Here is a 16,845-nt window from a genome sequence, read left to right as displayed (position 1 = left end):
GCCCGGCACCAGCGCCGGGCCTGGCGCCACGCGCCCAGGCCCGGCCGGTCTCTTGCCCCTGCCCTCCCCCATCCCAGCATTAGGAAGGCCGCCATGCCGCAGGTGGATCCCGAGTTGTTCGACCGCGGGCAGTTCCAGGCGGAACTGGCCCTGAAATCCAGCCCCATCCCCGCCTTCAAGAAGGCCATCCGCCAGGCCAACGAGGTGCTGGACGCGCGCTTCAACGGCGGCCGCGACATCCGCCGGCTGATCGAGGACCGCGCCTGGTTCGTCGACCAGATCCTGCAGCAGGCCTGGCAGCGCCTGGACTGGAGCGAGGACGCCGACATCGCCCTGGTGGCGGTGGGTGGCTACGGCCGTGGCGAACTGCACCCGCACTCGGACATCGACATCCTGATCCTGCTCGACAGCGAGGACCAGGAAGTCTTCCGCGAGCCCATCGAGGGCTTCCTCACCCTGCTCTGGGACATCGGCCTGGAAGTCGGCCAGAGCGTGCGATCGGTGGCCGAATGCGCCGAGGAGGCGCGCGCCGACCTGACGGTGGTGACCAACCTGATGGAGTGCCGGACCATCTCCGGCCCCGACCACCTGCGCCTGCGCATGCTCGAGGCCACCGCGCCCAGCCAGATGTGGCCGAGCGGGCAGTTCTTCATGGCCAAGCGCAAGGAACAGATCCACCGCCACACCAAGTACAACGACACCGAATACAACCTGGAGCCCAACGTGAAGGGCTCCCCCGGCGGGCTGCGCGACATCCAGACCATCCTCTGGGTGGCCCGCCGCCATTTCGGCAGCCTCAACCTGCACGCGCTGGTCAAGGAAGGCTTCCTGGTGGAAAGCGAGTCCAGCGTGCTGGCCTCCTGCCAGGAGTTCCTCTGGAAGGTCCGCTATGCCCTGCACATGCTCGCCGGGCGCGCCGAGGACCGCCTGCTGTTCGACCACCAGCGGCGCATCGCCGGCATGCTCGGCTACCAGGACAGCGACGCCAAGCTGGCCGTCGAGCGCTTCATGCAGAAGTACTACCGGGTGGTGATGGCGGTCTCCGAGCTGAACGACCTGATCATGCAACACTTCGAGGAGGTCATCCTGCGCGCCGGCGAAGGCGGCAATGTGACGCCGCTGAACAGCCGCTTCCAGGTCCGCGACGGCTACCTGGAGGTGACCAACGCCAACGTCTTCAAGCGCACCCCCTTCGCCCTGCTGGAAATCTTCGTGCTGATGGCCCAGCACCCGGAGATCAAGGGCGTGCGCGCCGACACCATCCGCCTGCTGCGCGACAGCCGGCACCTGATCGACGACGACTTCCGCCACGACATCCGCAACACCAGCCTGTTCATCGAGCTGTTCAAGTGCAAGGAAGGCATCCACCGCAACCTGCGGCGGATGAACCGCTACGGCATCCTCGGCCGCTACCTGCCGGAGTTCGGCCTGATCATCGGGCAGATGCAGCACGACCTGTTCCACATCTATACGGTGGACGCGCACACCCTCAACCTGATCAAGCACCTGCGCAAGCTGCAGCGCCCGGACATGGCCGAGAAGTACCCACTGGCCAGCAAGATCATGGAGCGCCTGCCCAAGCCGGAGCTGATCTACCTCGCCGGCCTCTACCACGACATCGCCAAGGGCCGCGGCGGCGACCACTCCGAACTGGGCGCGGTGGACGCCGAGCTGTTCTGCCAGCGCCACCAACTGCCGCAGTGGGACACCCAACTGGTCAGCTGGCTGGTGCAGAACCACCTGGTGATGTCCACCACCGCGCAGCGCAAGGACCTCTCCGACCCGCAGGTGATCTTCGACTTCGCCCAGCTGGTGGGCGACCAGACGCGCCTGGACTACCTCTACGTGCTCACCGTGGCCGACATCAACGCCACCAACCCGAGCCTGTGGAACTCCTGGCGCGCCAGCCTGCTGCGCCAGCTCTACACCGAGACCAAGCGCGCCCTGCGCCGCGGCCTGGAGAACCCGCTGGACCGCGAGGAGCAGATCCGCCAGACGCAGAGCGCGGCCATCGACATCCTGGTCCGCGACGGCATCGACCAGGACGACGCCGAGCAGCTCTGGAGCCAGCTGGGCGACGACTACTTCCTGCGCCACAGCGCCGCCGACGTGGCCTGGCACACCGAGGCCATCCTCCAGCACCCGCACGACGGCACGCCGCTGGTGCTGATCAAGGAAACCACCCAGCGCGAGTTCGAGGGCGGCACCCAGATCTTCATCTACGCCGCCGACCAGCACGACTTCTTCGCCGTGACCGTGGCGGCGATGGACCAGCTCAACCTGAACATCCAGGACGCGCGGATCATCACCTCCACCAGCCTGTTCACCCTCGACACCTACATAGTGCTGGACGCCGATGGCGGCTCGATCGGCGACAATCCCCAGCGGATCGCCGAAATCCGCCAGGGCCTGGTGGACGCGCTGAAGAACCCCGACGACTACCCGACCATCATCCAGCGCCGCGTGCCCCGGCAGCTCAAGCACTTCGCCTTCGCGCCGCTGGTGACCATCTCCACCGACGCCTCGCGCCAGGTCAGCGTGCTCGAGGTCATCGCCCCCGACCGCCCGGGCCTGCTGGCGCGCATCGGCGGGCTGTTCCTGGACTTCGACCTGTCGGTGCAGAACGCCAAGATCGCCACCCTCGGCGAGCGCGTGGAGGACGTGTTCTACGTCACCGACGCGCACAACCAGCCACTCTCCGACCCGGACCTGTGCAAGCGACTGCAGGCAGCCCTGGTCGAGCAACTGTCACAGGCCAACGGCCAGGAAACCGTTCCGGTCCGCATCAGCATCTGACGAGCGACTTACATGAACCCAGACCTCGACCTGCTCCAGCCCTACCCCTTCGAGAAGCTCCGCGCCCTGCTCGCCGGCGCCCAGCCGCCGGCCGGGCTGCCGCACATCGCGCTGTCCATCGGCGAGCCCAAGCACCGCTCGCCCGCGTTCGTGGCCAAGGCCCTGGCCGACAACCTCGACCAGTTGGCGGTATACCCGACCACCCTGGGCCTGCCGGCCCTGCGCGAAGCCATCGCCGCCTGGTGCGGGCGCCGCTTCGGCGTCCCCGCCGGCTGGCTGGACGCGGCGCGCCACGTGCTGCCGGTGAACGGCACCCGCGAGGCGCTGTTCGCCTTCACCCAGGCCGTGGTCGACCGCGGCCAACAGGGCCTGGTGGTCAGCCCCAACCCCTTCTACCAGATCTACGAAGGCGCGGCCCTGCTGGCCGGCGCCCAGCCGCACTACCTGGCCTGCCGCGCCGGGAACGGCTTCAACCCGGACTTCGACGCGGTGCCGGCGGAGGTCTGGCAGCGCTGCCAGATCCTCTTCCTCTGCTCCCCGGGCAACCCCACCGGCGCGCTGGTGCCCATGGACACCCTGAAGAAGCTGATCGCCCTGGCCGACCGGTACGACTTCCTGATCGCCGCCGACGAGTGCTACAGCGAGCTGTACTTCGACGAAGGCAACCCGCCGCCCGGCCTGCTCAGCGCCTGCGCCGAGCTGGGCCGCTCGGACTTCAGGCGCTGCGTGGTGTTCCACAGCCTGTCCAAGCGCTCCAACCTGCCGGGCCTGCGCTCGGGCTTCGTCGCCGGCGACGCCGAGGTGCTGAAGAAATTCCTCCTCTACCGCACCTACCACGGCTGCGCCATGCCGGTGCAGACGCAACTGGCCAGCATCGCCGCCTGGCAGGACGAGGACCACGTGCGCGCCAACCGCGACCTGTACCGCGAGAAGTTCGACGCGGTGCTGGACATCCTCCAGGGCGTGCTCGACGTGCAGCGCCCGGACGGCAGCTTCTACCTGTGGGCGAAGACGCCCATCGCCGACACCGAGTTCTGCCGCGGCCTGTTCGACCAACAGCACGTCACCGTGGTGCCGGGCTCCTACCTGTCGCGCGAAGTGGACGGCGAGAACCCCGGCGCCAACCGCGTGCGCATGGCCCTGGTGGCCCCGCTGGCCGAGTGCGTGGAAGCGGCCGAGCGGATCAAGCGGTTCGTCCAGGCCAGGTAACGCCCTCCCCGCCCCTGTAGGAGCGAGCTTGCTCGCGAACGGACCCGCAGCGGAGTCTGTTCGCGAGCAAGCTCGCTCCTACGAAGAGCCTCCTACGCCCAGGTCAACCTCGGAGCCGCCTGTAGCCAAGGCCAAACGGCGGATAACGCGGAGCGTTATTCGCCCTACGCCGAGCCCACCCTTGACGTAGGGCGTATAACCGTTCGCGGTTATACGCCGTTTCACCTGGGCTTCAGCCTGCGCCGTGGTCAAGCTCGAAGCCGCCTGCCGCCTGCCGCCTGCCGCCTGTAGCCGCCCTACACCCAGCGCGCAGCCTTGCTGGTCAGCCAGGCCTCCTGGGAGTCCAGGTCGGCCAGCACCTTGCGCATGGTCTCGTCGTCCACCAGGTTCTCCCGGCGCAGGCGGTACAACTCCAGGCGCTGGGTACGCAGCGCCTTGATGCGCAGGGCCTGGTCGGCCACCTCCAGGCTGCGCGCGCGCTGCCGGGCCTCGGCGCTGTCCGGCGCCGGGTCCAGCTGCTGGCGGTACTCGGCCATCAGCCGCGCCTTCACCTCCGCCAGACGCGTCGCCTCCTCGGCATCCACCTTCTCGCCGGCCGGCATTTCCTCCTTCTCCAGCATGTGGATGGCCGCCACCGCCGTGTGCCGCCATACCGAGCGGAACTCCAGCTCCGACTGGTCGTTGCTGGCCACCGGCAGGCCCTTGAGCAGGACCGGCAGGCCCAGGGTGGCCGCCAGCAGCGAGACCAGGATCACCCCGGCGGCGATGAAGATGATCAGGTCGCGCTGCGGGAAGGGCTCGCCACTGCCCAGCAGCAGCGGCACCGAGAGCACGCCGGCGAGGGTCACCGCCCCGCGCACCCCGCCCAGCGCCGAGATCGCCGACAGCCGCAGCACCGGCTCGCCGGGCTTGCCGCCCAGCTCGATGCCCCACCAGCGCTCGAAGCGCAGCGACAGCTTCCAGTAGCACCAGACCCAGGCGAAGCGCAGCAGGATCAGCACCGCGTACACCGCCAGCACGTAGAACAGCAGCAGCGAGGAACGCCACAGGCTGTCGCCGGCGTGGTGCGTCACCGACTTGAGGATGTCCGGCAGCTGCAGGCCCAGCAGCAGGAACACCACGCCGTTGAAGGCGAACTCCAGCATCGACCAGACGCTGCGGTTGAGCACGCGGGTGTTGGTCTGCCGCGGCAGCAAGTCGGTCCAGCTCTGCATCATGCCCGCCGCCACCGCCGCGAGAATGCCGGACACGCCGAACTCCTCGGCGACCATGTACACGGCGAACGGCAGCAGCAGCATCAGCACCACGTGGGTGGCCGGGTCGTCCCAGCCGCGGCGGATCATCCAGCCGCGGATGCGCCCCAGCAGCCAGCTCAGCACCACGCCGCAGGCCAGGCCGCCGATGGCCACGAGGAGGAAGCTGAGGCTGGCGTCGAGCAGCGAGAAGGCCCCGGTCATGGCCGCCGCGATGGCGAACTTGAAGGCCACAAGGCCCGAGGCGTCGTTCATCAGCGCCTCGCCCTGCAGCACGTGCATCAGCCGCCGCGGCAGGCGGTTCTGGGCGATGGCCGACACCGCCAGGGCGTCGGTGGGCGACAGCACCGCGGCCAGGGCGAAGGCGGCGGCCCAGGGAATCTCGGGAATCAGCAGGTGGATGAAGGCCCCGCCGCCGGCCACGGTGAACAGCACCAGGGCGAAGGCCAGCGTCAGGATCGGCCAGCGCATCTGCCAGAACTCGCCCTTGGGCATGCGCCAGCCGTCGGCGAACAGCAGCGGCGGGATGAACAGGAACATGAACAGTTCCGGGTCCAGCGCCACGTGCAACCCCAGGCTGGGCCAGGCCAGGATCGCCCCCGAGGCGATCTGGATCAGCGGCAGCGGCAAGGGCAGCAACTGCGCCACCAGGCGGGTGCCCCCGACCACCAGCAAGAGGATGAGCACGGTATACACGGTTTGCATCGACGATCTCCCGGTCGTCAGTTCGCGGCGCCACATTGAAACATCCAGAGATGCTTTCCATCAGCTCCCGGTCGAGCAATAGACTATTGCAATGACGAAAGGTCCGCCGCGCCTTCCCCGCCACCCGCAACTTCGCGGGAAAATGGCATAATCCCGCGCTTGCCAAAGGAACGACGAGGAGCGCCGCCCGTGACCCAGCGGACCATCTACGGAATCAAGGCCTGCGACACCATGAAGAAAGCCCGCACCTGGCTGGAGGAACATGGCGTCGAGTATGCCTTCCACGACTACAAGACTAGCGGAATAGACCGCGCGCACCTGCAGCAATGGTGCGCCGAGCACGGCTGGCAGACGGTCCTCAACCGCGCCGGCACCACCTTCCGCAAGCTCGACGAGGCGCAGAAGGCCGACCTCGACGAAGCCCGCGCCATCGAGCTGATGCTCGCCCAGCCGTCGATGATCAAGCGCCCGGTGCTCGACCTCGGCGACCGCACCCTGGTCGGCTTCAAGCCCGACGCCTACGCCGCTGCGCTGGCCTGACACCTTCCACCGTTTTTCGAGGAACCGCACATGTCCCAATCCCTGTTCAGCCTGGCCTTCGGCGTCGGCACCCAGAACCGCCAGGACGCCTGGCTGGAAGTCTTCTACGCGCAACCGCTGCTGAACCCGGCCGCCGAGCTGGTCGCCGCCGTCGCGCCGATCCTCGGCTACGAAGCCGGCAACCAGGCCATCGCCTTCAGCAACCAGCAGGCCTACCAGCTGGCCGACGCCCTGAAGACCCTGGCCCCGGCCCAGGCCGCGCTGCTCAACCGCCTGGCCGAGAGCCAGAAGCCGCTGGTCGCCACCCTGCTGGCCGAAGACGCGGCCCCCGCCTCCACCCCGAGGCCTACCTGAAGCTGCACCTGCTCTCGCACCGCCTGGTCAAGCCGCACGGCGTCAACCTGTCGGGCATCTTCCCGCTGCTGCCGAACGTGGCCTGGACCAACATCGGCGCGGTCGACCTGGCCGAGTTGGCCGAGCTGCAACTGGAAGCGCGCCTGAAGGGCAAGCTGCTGGAAGTCTTCTCGGTGGACAAGTTCCCGAAAATGACCGACTACGTGGTCCCGGCCGGCGTGCGCATCGCCGACACCGCCCGCGTGCGCCTGGGTGCCTACATCGGTGAAGGCACCACCGTGATGCACGAAGGCTTCGTCAACTTCAACGCCGGTACCCAAGGCCCGGGCATGATCGAAGGCCGCGTCTCCGCCGGCGTGTTCGTCGGCAAGGGCTCGGACCTGGGCGGCGGCTGCTCGACCATGGGCACCCTGTCCGGCGGCGGCAACATCGTCATCAGCGTCGGCGAAGGCTGCCTGATCGGCGCCAACGCCGGCATCGGCATCCCGCTGGGCGACCGCAACATCGTCGAGGCCGGCCTGTACGTCACCGCCGGCACCAAGATCGCCCTGCTGGACGACCAGAACAACCTGGTCAAGGTGGTCAAGGGCCGCGAGCTGGCCGGCCAGCCGGACCTGCTGTTCCGCCGCAACTCCCAGACCGGCGCGGTGGAGTGCAAGACCAACAAGACCGCCATCGAGCTGAACGAAGCGCTGCACGCGCATAACTGACGAGCGGCGACAGGCTGCAGGCTGCAAGCGCCAGGCAAGAGCGCTCTTGCCTGCAGCCTGGGGCCTGCAGCCTGAGGCCAGCATGTCCATTCATTCCCCTGGCGCTCCGCCTTCCCTGCCCTCGCCGCGCTGGCGGCCGAGGAGCAGACCTACCTGGACAGCGCCGCCACCGCGCAGAAGCCCCAGGCCATGCTCGACGCCCTGGCCGGCTACTACGCCAGCGGCGCCGCCAACGTGCACCGCGCCCAGCACCTGCCCGGCGAGCGCGCCACCCGCGCCTTCGAGGCGACGCGTACGCGCCTGGCGCACTGGCTGGATGCGGGCAGCCCGGAACAGCTGGTGTTCACCCATGGCGCCACCGAGGCACTGAACCTGCTGGCCTACGGCCTGGAGCCGCTGTTCGGCGAAGGCGACGAGATCGCCGTCAGCGCCCTGGAGCACCACGCCAACCTGCTGCCCTGGCAGCAACTGGCGCTGCGCCGCGGGGCGAAGCTGGTGGTGCTGCCGCTGGACGACCGCGGGGTGATCGACCTCGAGGTCGCCCGGCAACTGATCGGCCCGCGCACCCGGCTGCTGGCCGTCAGCCAGTTATCCAACGTACTCGGCACCTGGCAGCCCCTGCCGGAACTGCTGGCCCTGGCCCGCGCCCAGGGTGCGCTGAGCGTGGTGGACGGCGCCCAGGGCGTGGTCCATGGCCGCCACAGCCTGTCCGCCCTGGGTTGCGACTTCTACGTGTTCTCCAGCCACAAGCTCTACGGCCCCGAGGGCCTGGGCCTGCTCTGGGGCCGCACGGAGGCGCTGGCGCGCCTGCGCCACTGGCAGTTCGGTGGCGAGATGGTGCAGAACGCCGACTACCAGAGCGCGCACTTCCGCCCGGCACCGCTGGGCTTCGAGGCCGGTACCCCGGCCATTGGCGCGGTGATCGGCCTGGGTGCCAGCCTGGACTGGCTGGCCCGCCAGGACGCCGCGGAGCTGGCCGCCCACGAGGCCGTGCTGCATGCGCAACTGCTGGCTGGCCTGCGCGCCCGCGACGGCGTGCGCCTGCTGGGCGAGCCTCAGGCGGCGCTGGCCAGCTTCGTGGTGCGGGACGTGCACAGCGCCGACCTCGCCCACCTGCTCACCGAACAGGGCGTGGCGGTGCGCGCCGGGCACCACTGCGCCATGCCGCTGCTCAAGCGCCTGGGCCTGCCCGGCGCCATCCGCGTCTCCCTGGGCCTGTACAACGACGGCGCCGACCTGGAACGCTTCTTCCATGCCCTGGACGGCGCCCTGGAGCTGCTGCGATGAGCCTGCCCGAAGCTGCCCTCCAGGCGCTGGGGGCCTTCACCGGCCAGCCTTCCTGGGAACAGCGCGCGCGCCTGCTGATGCAGTGGGGCGACAAGCTGGAACCCCTGGGCGAGGAAGAGCGCAACGAAGCCAACCGCGTCCACGGCTGCGAAAGCCTGGTGTGGCTGGTGGCGGAACAGCGAGATGGCGCCTGGCATTTCCGCGCGAGCAGCGATGCGCGGCTGTTGCGCGGGCTGATCGCGCTGCTGCTGGTGCGGGTGCAGGGGTTGCCGGGGGAGGAACTGGCGCAACTGGACCTGGGGCAGTGGTTCAGCGACCTCGGCCTGGGCCGCCAACTCTCCCCGTCACGCAGCAATGGCTTGAATGCGGTGCTGAAACGGATGCAGGAGCTGATCGGTACACACCGCCGTTCGTAGGAGCGAGCTTGCTCGCGAACGGTATTCGCCGGCTATCAAAGTGCTGGCTGGTACACCGCCCCTCTCCCTAACCCTCTCCCTGAAGGGAGAGGGGACCGTTGGGCAGAGTCGGATATCTCGGTATTAGCCGGACACGAAACTGCAGGTTGAAACCATGCCTGTCCGTCGGCACGGACATGCCCCCTCTCCCTTCAGGGAGAGGGCTGGGGAGAGGGTGCAGACTTCGACATCGCTCCGGAGCCGAGCTTGACGTCGCCATTCGCGAGCAGGCTCGCTTCTACAAGGGATTTCCAGCCGCGCTACGCTCCGAAGGCCGCCGCGCCCCCGCCACCAACTTATCCACAGCCCTCGCCGCCGCAGCCATGCCAAAGGTGGCCGTAACCATCATCACCGCCCCGAAACCACCCGCACAGTCCAGCTTCACCCCTTCGCCGACGAAGCCCTTGGCCTGGCAGACGCTGCCGTCCGGCTTGGGGTAGCGCAACTGCTCGGTGGAGAACACGCAGGGCACGCTGTAGTGGCGGCCCGGCGTGCGCGAGAAGTTGTAGTCGCGGCGCAGCAGCGAGCGCACCTTGGCCGCCAGCGGGTCGTTGAAGGTCTTGTTCAGGTCGGCCACCTGGACCTGGGTCGGATCGACCTGGCCGCCGGCGCCGCCGGTGGTGACGATCTGGATCTTGCGCCGCTTGCACCAGGCGATCAGCGCCGCCTTGGCCGGCACGCTGTCGATGCAGTCGATGACGAAGTCCATGTCGGGGGTGATGCACTCGGCCATGGTCTCGCGGGTGACGAAGTCGGCCACCGCGTGGACCTTGCACGCCGGGTTGATGGCGCGGATGCGTTCGGCCATCACCTCCACCTTGGGCTTGCCCACGGCGCCGTCCAGGGCGTGGACCTGGCGGTTGGTGTTGGTCACGCAGACGTCGTCCAGGTCGAACAGGGAAATCTCGCCGACGCCGGTGCGCGCCAGGGCCTCGGCCGCCCAGGAGCCGACACCGCCGATGCCGACCACCGCCACGTGGGCCGCGGCCAGGCGCTCCAGCCCCTGGGTGCCGTAGAGGCGGGCGATGCCCCCGAAACGCTGATCGTCCACTACCATCACAGTGTCTCCGCAAAAAACGCCCGGCATTCTATAGGAAGGCGGGCGCCAGGGCCGGCCGAATTGACCCCCGGCAAGACCGCTGCCGGGCGCTGCTGACATTCTACGCCGGCCCCGGGGCGCCGGACGGGAGCTATACACCCAGGGGGGTGCGGGGTAGGATGCGCGCCGACCCGTTCCCGGCCCCGAAACACCGACAGGAACCCGATCGCTCCATGCCATCACGCAAATTCGGCCTCAACCTGGTCGTCCTGGTCGCCCTGGCCGCCCTGCTCACCGGCGTCTGGGCCCTGTACAACCGCCCGGTGAGCGCGCCGGACTGGCCGGAAAGCATCTCCGGCTTCTCCTTCTCGCCCTTCCGCCTGGACCAGAGCCCGCAGAGCGGCCGCTTCCCCAGCGACGAGGAAATCCGCTCGGACCTGGAGCTGGTCTCGCGGATGACCGAGAACATCCGTACCTACTCGACCAAGGGCAGCCTGGCCGACATCCCCTTCCTCGCCGAGGAGTACGGGATGCGCGTCAGCCTGGGCATCTGGATCAGCGCCGACGAGGCCGAGAACGAGGCGGAGATCGCCCGCGGCATCGAGATCGCCAACCGCTCGCGCAGCGTGGTGCGGGTGATAGTCGGCAACGAGGCGCTGTTCCGCCGCGAAGTCACCAAGGACCAGCTGATCGGCTACCTCGACCGCGTCCGCGCCGCGGTGAAGGTGCCGGTGACCACCGCCGAGCAGTGGCACATCTACGAGAAGTACCCGGAACTGGCCCGGCACGTCGACCTGATCGCCGCCCACGTACTGCCCTACTGGGAATTCGTGCCCATGCAGGACTCGGTGCAGTTCGTCCTGGAGCGCGCCCGCGACCTGCGCCTGAAGTTCCCGAAAAAACCGCTGCTGCTGGCCGAGGTCGGCTGGCCCAGCAACGGCCGCATGCGCGGCGGCGCCACCGCCACCCAGGCGGACCAGGCCATCTTCCTGCGCGAGCTGACCAACGCGCTGAACAAGAAGGGCTACAACTACTTCGTGGTCGAAGCCTTCGACCAGCCGTGGAAGTACACCGACGAAGGCTCGGTGGGCGCCTACTGGGGCGTGTTCAACGCCGCGCGCCAGCCCAAGTTCAACTTCCAGGGCCCGGTGGTGGCCATTCCCAAGTGGCGCGTGCTGGCCATCGCCTCGGTGGTGCTGGCGCTGCTCACCTTCACCCTGCTGCTGATCGACAGCAGCGCCCTGCGCCAGCGCGGGCGGACCTTCCTCGCCGTGGTCTCGTTCGTCTGCGCGTCCATCCTGGTGTGGATCGGCTACGACTACAGCCAGCAGTACAGCACCTGGTTCAGCATCACCGTCGGCGTGCTGCTGGGCATCGGTGCGCTGGGCGTGGTGATAGTGCTGTTCACCGAGGCCCACGAGCTGGCCGAGGCGGTATGGACGCGCAAGCGCCGCCGCCTGTTCCTGCCGGTCACCGCGGCCGACGCCTACCGGCCCAAGGTCTCCATCCACGTGCCCTGCTACAACGAGCCGCCGGAAATGCTCAAGGAGACGCTGAACGCCCTGGCGAAGCTCGACTACCCGGACTTCGAGGTCCTGGTGATCGACAACAACACCAAGGACCCGGCGGTGTGGGAGCCGGTGCAGGCCCACTGCGAACTGCTCGGCCCGCGCTTCCGCTTCTTCCACGTGGCGCCCCTGGCCGGCTTCAAGGGTGGCGCGCTGAACTACGCGCTGCAGTTCGTCGCGCCCGACGCCGAGGTGATCGCGGTGATCGACTCCGACTACTGCGTCGAGCCGGACTGGCTCAAGCACATGGTGCCGCACTTCGCCGACCCGCAGATCGCCGTGGTGCAGTCGCCCCAGGACTACCGCGACCAGCACGAGAACACCTTCAAGCGCCTCTGCTACGCCGAGTACAAGGGCTTCTTCCACATCGGCATGGTCACCCGCAACGACCGCGACGCGATCATCGAGCACGGCACCATGACCATGGTCCGGCGCCAGGTGCTGGACGAGCTGAAGTGGGCCGAATGGTGCATCACCGAGGACGCCGAGCTGGGCCTGCGGGTGTTCGAGCGCGGCCTCTCGGCGGCCTACTTCGAGCGCAGCTACGGCAAGGGCCTGATGCCCGACACCTTCATCGACTTCAAGAAACAGCGCTTCCGCTGGGCCTACGGCGCCATCCAGATCATGAAGCGCCACACCGACGCCCTGCTGCGCGGCCGCGGCCCGGACGGCAGCAAGCTGACCGGCGGCCAGCGCTACCACTTCGTGGCCGGCTGGCTGCCGTGGATCGCCGACGGCATGAACATCTTCTTCACCCTCGGCGCGCTGCTCTGGTCGGCGGCGATGATCATCGTGCCCAAGCGCGTCGACCCGCCGCTGCTGATCTTCGCGATCCTGCCGCTGACGCTGTTCGCCTTCAAGGTCGGCAAGATCCTCTTCCTCTACCGCCGCACCGTGGGCGTGAACCTGCGCGACGCACTGTTCGCCGCGCTGGCCGGGCTGTCGCTGTCGCACACCATCGCCAAGGCGGTGCTGTACGGCTTCGTCACCCGTTCCATCCCCTTCTTCCGCACGCCGAAGATGCGCTCCAGCCACGGCCTGCTGGTGGCCCTGGCGGAGGCCCGCGAGGAAGTGTTCATCATGCTCCTGCTGTGGGGCGCGGCCCTGGGCATCGTGCTGGTGCAGGGCGTGCCCAGCCCGGACCTGATGTTCTGGGTGGTGATGCTGCTGGTGCAGTCGCTGCCCTACCTGGCGGCGCTGATCATGGCCCTGCTCTCCTCGCTGCCGCGCCCACGCGAGGAAGAGGTGCTGAGCGGGTCCGAGCAGGTGGGTTGAGCACCGTGCCTCTGTAGGAGCGCGCCCTGCGCGCGAAATCGCGGGCAGGGCCCGCTCCTACAATCCGCCGTGAGGCACGGTATCCCCCTGTAGGAGCGGACCTTGTCCGCGATACCCGGTGGTTCCGGCGCGTTTCGCGGATAAGATCCGCTCCTACGCCGCCCCACCGCACCATTCCCCTGTAGGAGCGGACCTTGTCCGCGATAGCCGGCGGTTCCGGCGCGTTTCGCGGATAAGATCCGCTCCTACGCCACCCCACCGCACCATTCTCCTGTAGGAGCGCGCCCTGCGCGCGAAATCGCGGGCAGGGCCCGCTCCTACAGTTCGCCGTGAGGCACGGTATCCCCCTGTAGGAGCGGACCTTGTCCGCGATACCCGGTGGTTCCGGCGCGTTTCGCGGATAAGATCCGCTCCTACGCCGCCCCACCGCACCATTCCCCTGTAGGAGCGCGCCCTGCGCGCGAAATCGCGGGCAGGGCCCGCGCCATCCAACACACCGCACACCTTGTAGGCCCCCGGTGCGACCGGACGACGCGCCGGCCCCGCGCTTTTGCTTTAAGATGTGCGCCTTTTCCGTTTCACCCTGGATGCCTTGCCCATGTCCCTGTCGCCGACCCTGGCCCTCGCCTGCGAGCTGATCCGCCGGCCCTCCGTCACCCCCGTCGATGCCGACTGCCAGCAGCTGATGATGCAGCGCCTGGCCGCCTGCGGCTTCGACCTGGAGCCGATGCGCATCGAAGAAGTGGACAACTTCTGGGCCCGCCGCGCCGGCCGCGACGGTGGCGCAGGCCCGGTGCTGTGCTTCGCCGGGCACACCGACGTGGTCCCCACCGGCCCCGAGCAGGCCTGGCAGCACCTGCCGTTCGACGCCCGGATCGACGCCGACGGCATGCTCTGCGGACGCGGCGCGGCGGACATGAAGGGCAGCCTGGCGGCCATGATCATCGCCACCGAGCGCTTCGTCGCCGAGCACCCGGACCACCGCGGCAGCATCGCCTACCTGATCACCAGCGACGAGGAAGGCCCGGCCCAGCACGGCACCAAGGCCGTGGTCGAGCGCCTGCGCGCGCGCAACGAGCGCCTGGACTGGTGCATCGTCGGCGAGCCGTCGAGCACCACCCTGGTGGGCGACGTGGTGAAGAACGGCCGCCGCGGCTCCCTCGGCGCCGTCCTCAGGGTACGCGGCGTACAGGGCCACGTGGCCTACCCGCACCTGGCGAAGAACCCCATCCACCTGGCCGCCCCGGCCCTGGCCGAACTGGCCGCCGAGCACTGGGACGACGGCAACGCCTTCTTCCCGCCGACCAGCTTCCAGATTTCCAACATCAACGGCGGCACCGGCGCCACCAACGTCATCCCCGGCGAGCTGGTGGTGGTGTTCAACTTCCGCTTCTCCACCGAATCCACCCCGGAGGGGCTGCAGCAGCGCGTCGCCGCCATCCTCGACAAGCACGGCCTGGACTGGCATATCGACTGGGCGCTGTCCGGCCTGCCGTTCCTCACCGAACCGGGCGAGCTGCTCGACGCCGTGGCCGCCAGCATCCAGGCGGTGACCGGGCGCAAGACCCAGCCCTCCACCTCCGGCGGCACCTCCGACGGCCGCTTCATCGCCACCCTGGGTACCCAGGTGGTCGAGCTGGGCCCGGTCAACGCCACCATCCACCAGGTCAACGAGCGGGTGCTGGCCAGCGACCTCGACCTGCTCAGCGAAATCTACTACCAGACCCTGGTGCGGCTGCTGGCATGAGCGACGTGAAGAAAGGCTTCTGCCTGGCCGCCACCCAACCCGACATCCCACCGCCGACGCCGGCCCCGAGCGCCGCTACGCCCTGCGCAGCTACCAGCTCAACCTGCGCCAGCGCAGCCTGCCGCTGCTCACGGTGCTGAGCCCGCTGCGCACGCAGCGCAAGGACTGAAATGCTCACCTGCCCGATCTGCCAGGCGCCCCTGGAGCGCCTCGACAACGGCGTGAAGTGCCCCGCCGGGCACAGCTTCGACCGCGCCCGCCAGGGCTACCTGAACCTGCTGCCGGTGCAGCACAAGAAGAGCCGCGACCCGGGCGACAACGCCGCCATGGTCGAGGCCCGCCGCCAGTTCCTCGGCGCCGGCCACTACGCCCCGCTGGCCCGGCGCCTGGCCGAGCTCGCCGCCGAACGCGCACCGGCACGCTGGCTCGACATCGGCTGCGGCGAGGGCTACTACACCGCGCAACTGGCCCAGGCCCTGCCCGACAGCGACGGCTACGCCCTGGACATCTCCCGCGAGGCGGTGAAGGCCGCCTGCCGCCGCGCCCCGCAACTGACCTGGATGGTCGCCAGCATGGCCCGGGTGCCCCTGGCCGACGCCAGCTGCCAGTTGCTGGCCAGCGTGTTCAGCCCCATCGACTGGAACGAGGCGGCCCGCCTGCTGCCGGCCGGTGGCGGCGTGCTGCGCCTGGGCCCGGCCCGCGACCACCTGCTGGAACTGCGCCAGCGCCTGTACGACGAGGTGCGCGAGTACGTCGACGACAAGCACCTGGCCGACCTGCCGCCGAGCCTGGCCCTGGCCCATACGGAAAGCCTGAATTTCCGCCTGGCCCTGGACAGCCGCGAAGCCCGAGAGACACTGCTGGCGATGACGCCGCACGGCTGGCGGGTCAACCCGCAGCGCCGCGAGCGCATCCTCGCCGAGCCCTTCGAGGTCACGGTGGCGGTACGCTACGATTGGCTGGAACGCCAAACCCCCTGACGAGGACGCCCATGCGCCAACCGGATATCGAGATCTACCTGAAGGACGCCGACCAGGCCGCCGTCGGCGCCTGGCTGGCCGAGGCGCTGGGCCCCTGCAGCGACTGGCGGCGCCAGGGCGAGACCTTCAAGTGCCTGGCCGACAGCCCGCGCGGGATGATCCCGCTGACCTGGCTGCCACAGGCGGTGGGCAAGTGGCACAGCCTGTTCATCGAAAGCGACGCCACGCCCTGGGACGACGACCTGGCCTGCGCGAAGGCGGCCAACGCCGCGCTGGGCGTGGAGGTGCGCTGCGCGCCGGGCGGCTGGAGCGAGGAACAGGGCGAGGAAGACGCCGACCGCTGGCTGAAGGTGACCGCCGAGGGCGTGGCCGAGATCACCTGGCGTACCGGCTGAAGCACGAAAGCGGCGCTTCCGCGGTACGCGGCGCCGTCATTGAACAGCCGTGCGCCAGGCGCCGGCTGGAAAACAAAGGCCCGTCTCGCGACGGGCCTTTGATTTCGGGGGCTCAGACCTTGGCGACGTCTTCCGCCTGGAGGCCTTTCTGACCCTGGATCACCGAGAACTCCACTTTCTGGCCTTCGACCAGGGAGCGGTGACCTTCGCCACGAATGGCGCGGTAGTGGACGAAAACGTCCGGACCGCTGTCGCGTTGAATGAATCCATAACCCTTGGCGTCATTGAACCACTTGACGGTTCCGACCTCACGATCAGCCATTACCACACTCTCCAACTTGCTATTATTTTTTGGGTGGCCCCCGGGAATGAGGACTGCAACGGCTCGACAGGCGGAAGGTTGTCCGCGTTGACCGTCCAGGGCCTTAGCCGCTGGATGGGCAATTCGAATAACACCCCAATGACGACCGCGATCCCGAGTATATAAATCAAAAGTTACAGCTGGAAAGCACTTTTTCGTCTTCGTGCCGGC

General features: G+C 68.7%; 12 protein-coding genes and 1 pseudogene. 10 read left to right on the top strand and 3 right to left on the bottom strand.

What is annotated here, in order from left to right:
• Window positions 1-93 precede the first annotated feature (93 nt).
• Complete coding sequence (locus PKO50_RS04605; RefSeq protein WP_275628947.1) at window positions 94-2,796, top strand: [protein-PII] uridylyltransferase; 2,703 nt, start codon at window positions 94-96, stop codon at window positions 2,794-2,796.
• A gap of 12 nt (window positions 2,797-2,808) precedes the next feature.
• The gene (gene dapC, locus PKO50_RS04600) at window positions 2,809-4,005 is read left to right on the top strand and encodes a succinyldiaminopimelate transaminase (protein ID WP_275628946.1); all 1,197 of its coding nucleotides are present in this window, start codon (window positions 2,809-2,811) and stop codon (window positions 4,003-4,005) included.
• A 296-nt stretch (window positions 4,006-4,301) separates the two neighbouring features.
• Here the strand turns inward: dapC and PKO50_RS04595 are convergent, their stop codons facing one another.
• A complete protein-coding gene (locus PKO50_RS04595; RefSeq protein ID WP_275628945.1) occupies window positions 4,302-5,963 on the bottom strand; it encodes a Na+/H+ antiporter in 1,662 nt (553 codons plus the stop codon).
• 189 nt (window positions 5,964-6,152) lie between these two features.
• On the opposite strand from PKO50_RS04595, the gene PKO50_RS04590 reads away from it, so the two are divergent.
• The 4 genes and pseudogenes from PKO50_RS04590 (at window position 6,153) to PKO50_RS04575 (ending at window position 9,270) form a co-directional block, all read left to right on the top strand.
• Window positions 6,153-6,503: an ArsC family reductase gene (locus tag PKO50_RS04590; RefSeq protein ID WP_275628944.1), complete on the top strand. Its 351-nt coding sequence runs from the start codon at window positions 6,153-6,155 to the stop codon at window positions 6,501-6,503.
• A 30-nt stretch (window positions 6,504-6,533) separates the two neighbouring features.
• A pseudogene (gene dapD / locus PKO50_RS04585) lies at window positions 6,534-7,567 on the top strand (2,3,4,5-tetrahydropyridine-2,6-dicarboxylate N-succinyltransferase).
• A 189-nt stretch (window positions 7,568-7,756) separates the two neighbouring features.
• The gene (locus tag PKO50_RS04580; RefSeq protein ID WP_275628943.1) at window positions 7,757-8,854 is read left to right on the top strand and encodes a cysteine desulfurase; all 1,098 of its coding nucleotides are present in this window, start codon (window positions 7,757-7,759) and stop codon (window positions 8,852-8,854) included.
• Window positions 8,851-9,270, top strand: coding sequence for a SufE family protein (locus PKO50_RS04575; RefSeq protein ID WP_275628942.1), 420 nt, complete (start codon window positions 8,851-8,853; stop codon window positions 9,268-9,270). Before PKO50_RS04580 ends, PKO50_RS04575 begins: the two co-directional genes overlap by 4 nt.
• A 277-nt stretch (window positions 9,271-9,547) precedes the next feature.
• On the opposite strand, the gene tcdA is transcribed toward PKO50_RS04575, so the two are convergent.
• A complete protein-coding gene (gene tcdA / locus PKO50_RS04570) occupies window positions 9,548-10,366 on the bottom strand; it encodes a tRNA cyclic N6-threonylcarbamoyladenosine(37) synthase TcdA (RefSeq protein WP_275628941.1) in 819 nt (272 codons plus the stop codon).
• A 215-nt stretch (window positions 10,367-10,581) separates the two neighbouring features.
• Here tcdA and PKO50_RS04565 point away from each other — a divergent pair, with 215 nt between their 5' ends.
• The 4 genes from PKO50_RS04565 (at window position 10,582) to PKO50_RS04550 (ending at window position 16,313) form a co-directional block, all read left to right on the top strand.
• On the top strand, window positions 10,582-13,191 hold the full coding sequence (locus tag PKO50_RS04565; protein WP_275628940.1) for a glycosyltransferase: 2,610 nt from the start codon (window positions 10,582-10,584) through the stop codon (window positions 13,189-13,191).
• Between the two features lie 598 nt (window positions 13,192-13,789).
• Entirely contained in the window at window positions 13,790-14,938 is a 1,149-nt protein-coding gene (gene dapE / locus PKO50_RS04560) for a succinyl-diaminopimelate desuccinylase (protein WP_275628939.1), read from the top strand.
• Between the two features lie 170 nt (window positions 14,939-15,108).
• Window positions 15,109-15,918, top strand: coding sequence for a putative RNA methyltransferase (locus PKO50_RS04555; RefSeq protein WP_109936096.1), 810 nt, complete (start codon window positions 15,109-15,111; stop codon window positions 15,916-15,918).
• An 11-nt stretch (window positions 15,919-15,929) separates the two neighbouring features.
• Complete coding sequence (locus PKO50_RS04550; protein ID WP_275628938.1) at window positions 15,930-16,313, top strand: hypothetical protein; 384 nt, start codon at window positions 15,930-15,932, stop codon at window positions 16,311-16,313.
• A 112-nt stretch (window positions 16,314-16,425) separates the two neighbouring features.
• On the opposite strand, the gene PKO50_RS04545 is transcribed toward PKO50_RS04550, so the two are convergent.
• Window positions 16,426-16,635, bottom strand: a complete 210-nt coding sequence (locus tag PKO50_RS04545; protein WP_043249868.1) for a cold-shock protein — start codon at window positions 16,633-16,635, stop codon at window positions 16,426-16,428.
• Window positions 16,636-16,845: the final 210 nt, after the last annotated feature.

This window comes from Pseudomonas sp. 273 (genome assembly GCF_029201425.1).
In the GTDB taxonomy this organism is placed as follows: Bacteria; Pseudomonadota; Gammaproteobacteria; order Pseudomonadales; family Pseudomonadaceae; genus Pseudomonas; species Pseudomonas delhiensis.
The sequence above is the reverse complement of the archived record's forward strand: the minus strand, read 5'-3'. Positions and strand labels throughout refer to the sequence as shown.

Bases quoted from the DNA above. Each gene is read 5' to 3' on its own strand.
- PKO50_RS04580 (WP_275628943.1), top strand. From the start codon at position 7,757: ATGCTCGACGCCCTGGCCGGCTACTACGCCAGCGGCGCCGCCAACGTG.
- PKO50_RS04595 (WP_275628945.1), bottom strand. From the start codon at position 5,963: ATGCAAACCGTGTATACCGTGCTCATCCTCTTGCTGGTGGTCGGGGGC.
- dapE (WP_275628939.1), top strand. From the start codon at position 13,790: ATGTCCCTGTCGCCGACCCTGGCCCTCGCCTGCGAGCTGATCCGCCGG.
- tcdA (WP_275628941.1), bottom strand. From the start codon at position 10,366: ATGGTAGTGGACGATCAGCGTTTCGGGGGCATCGCCCGCCTCTACGGC.
- dapC (WP_275628946.1), top strand. From the start codon at position 2,809: ATGAACCCAGACCTCGACCTGCTCCAGCCCTACCCCTTCGAGAAGCTC.
- PKO50_RS04605 (WP_275628947.1), top strand. From the start codon at position 94: ATGCCGCAGGTGGATCCCGAGTTGTTCGACCGCGGGCAGTTCCAGGCG.
- PKO50_RS04565 (WP_275628940.1), top strand. From the start codon at position 10,582: ATGCCATCACGCAAATTCGGCCTCAACCTGGTCGTCCTGGTCGCCCTG.
- PKO50_RS04550 (WP_275628938.1), top strand. From the start codon at position 15,930: ATGCGCCAACCGGATATCGAGATCTACCTGAAGGACGCCGACCAGGCC.
- PKO50_RS04555 (WP_109936096.1), top strand. From the start codon at position 15,109: ATGCTCACCTGCCCGATCTGCCAGGCGCCCCTGGAGCGCCTCGACAAC.
- PKO50_RS04545 (WP_043249868.1), bottom strand. From the start codon at position 16,635: ATGGCTGATCGTGAGGTCGGAACCGTCAAGTGGTTCAATGACGCCAAG.
- PKO50_RS04575 (WP_275628942.1), top strand. From the start codon at position 8,851: ATGAGCCTGCCCGAAGCTGCCCTCCAGGCGCTGGGGGCCTTCACCGGC.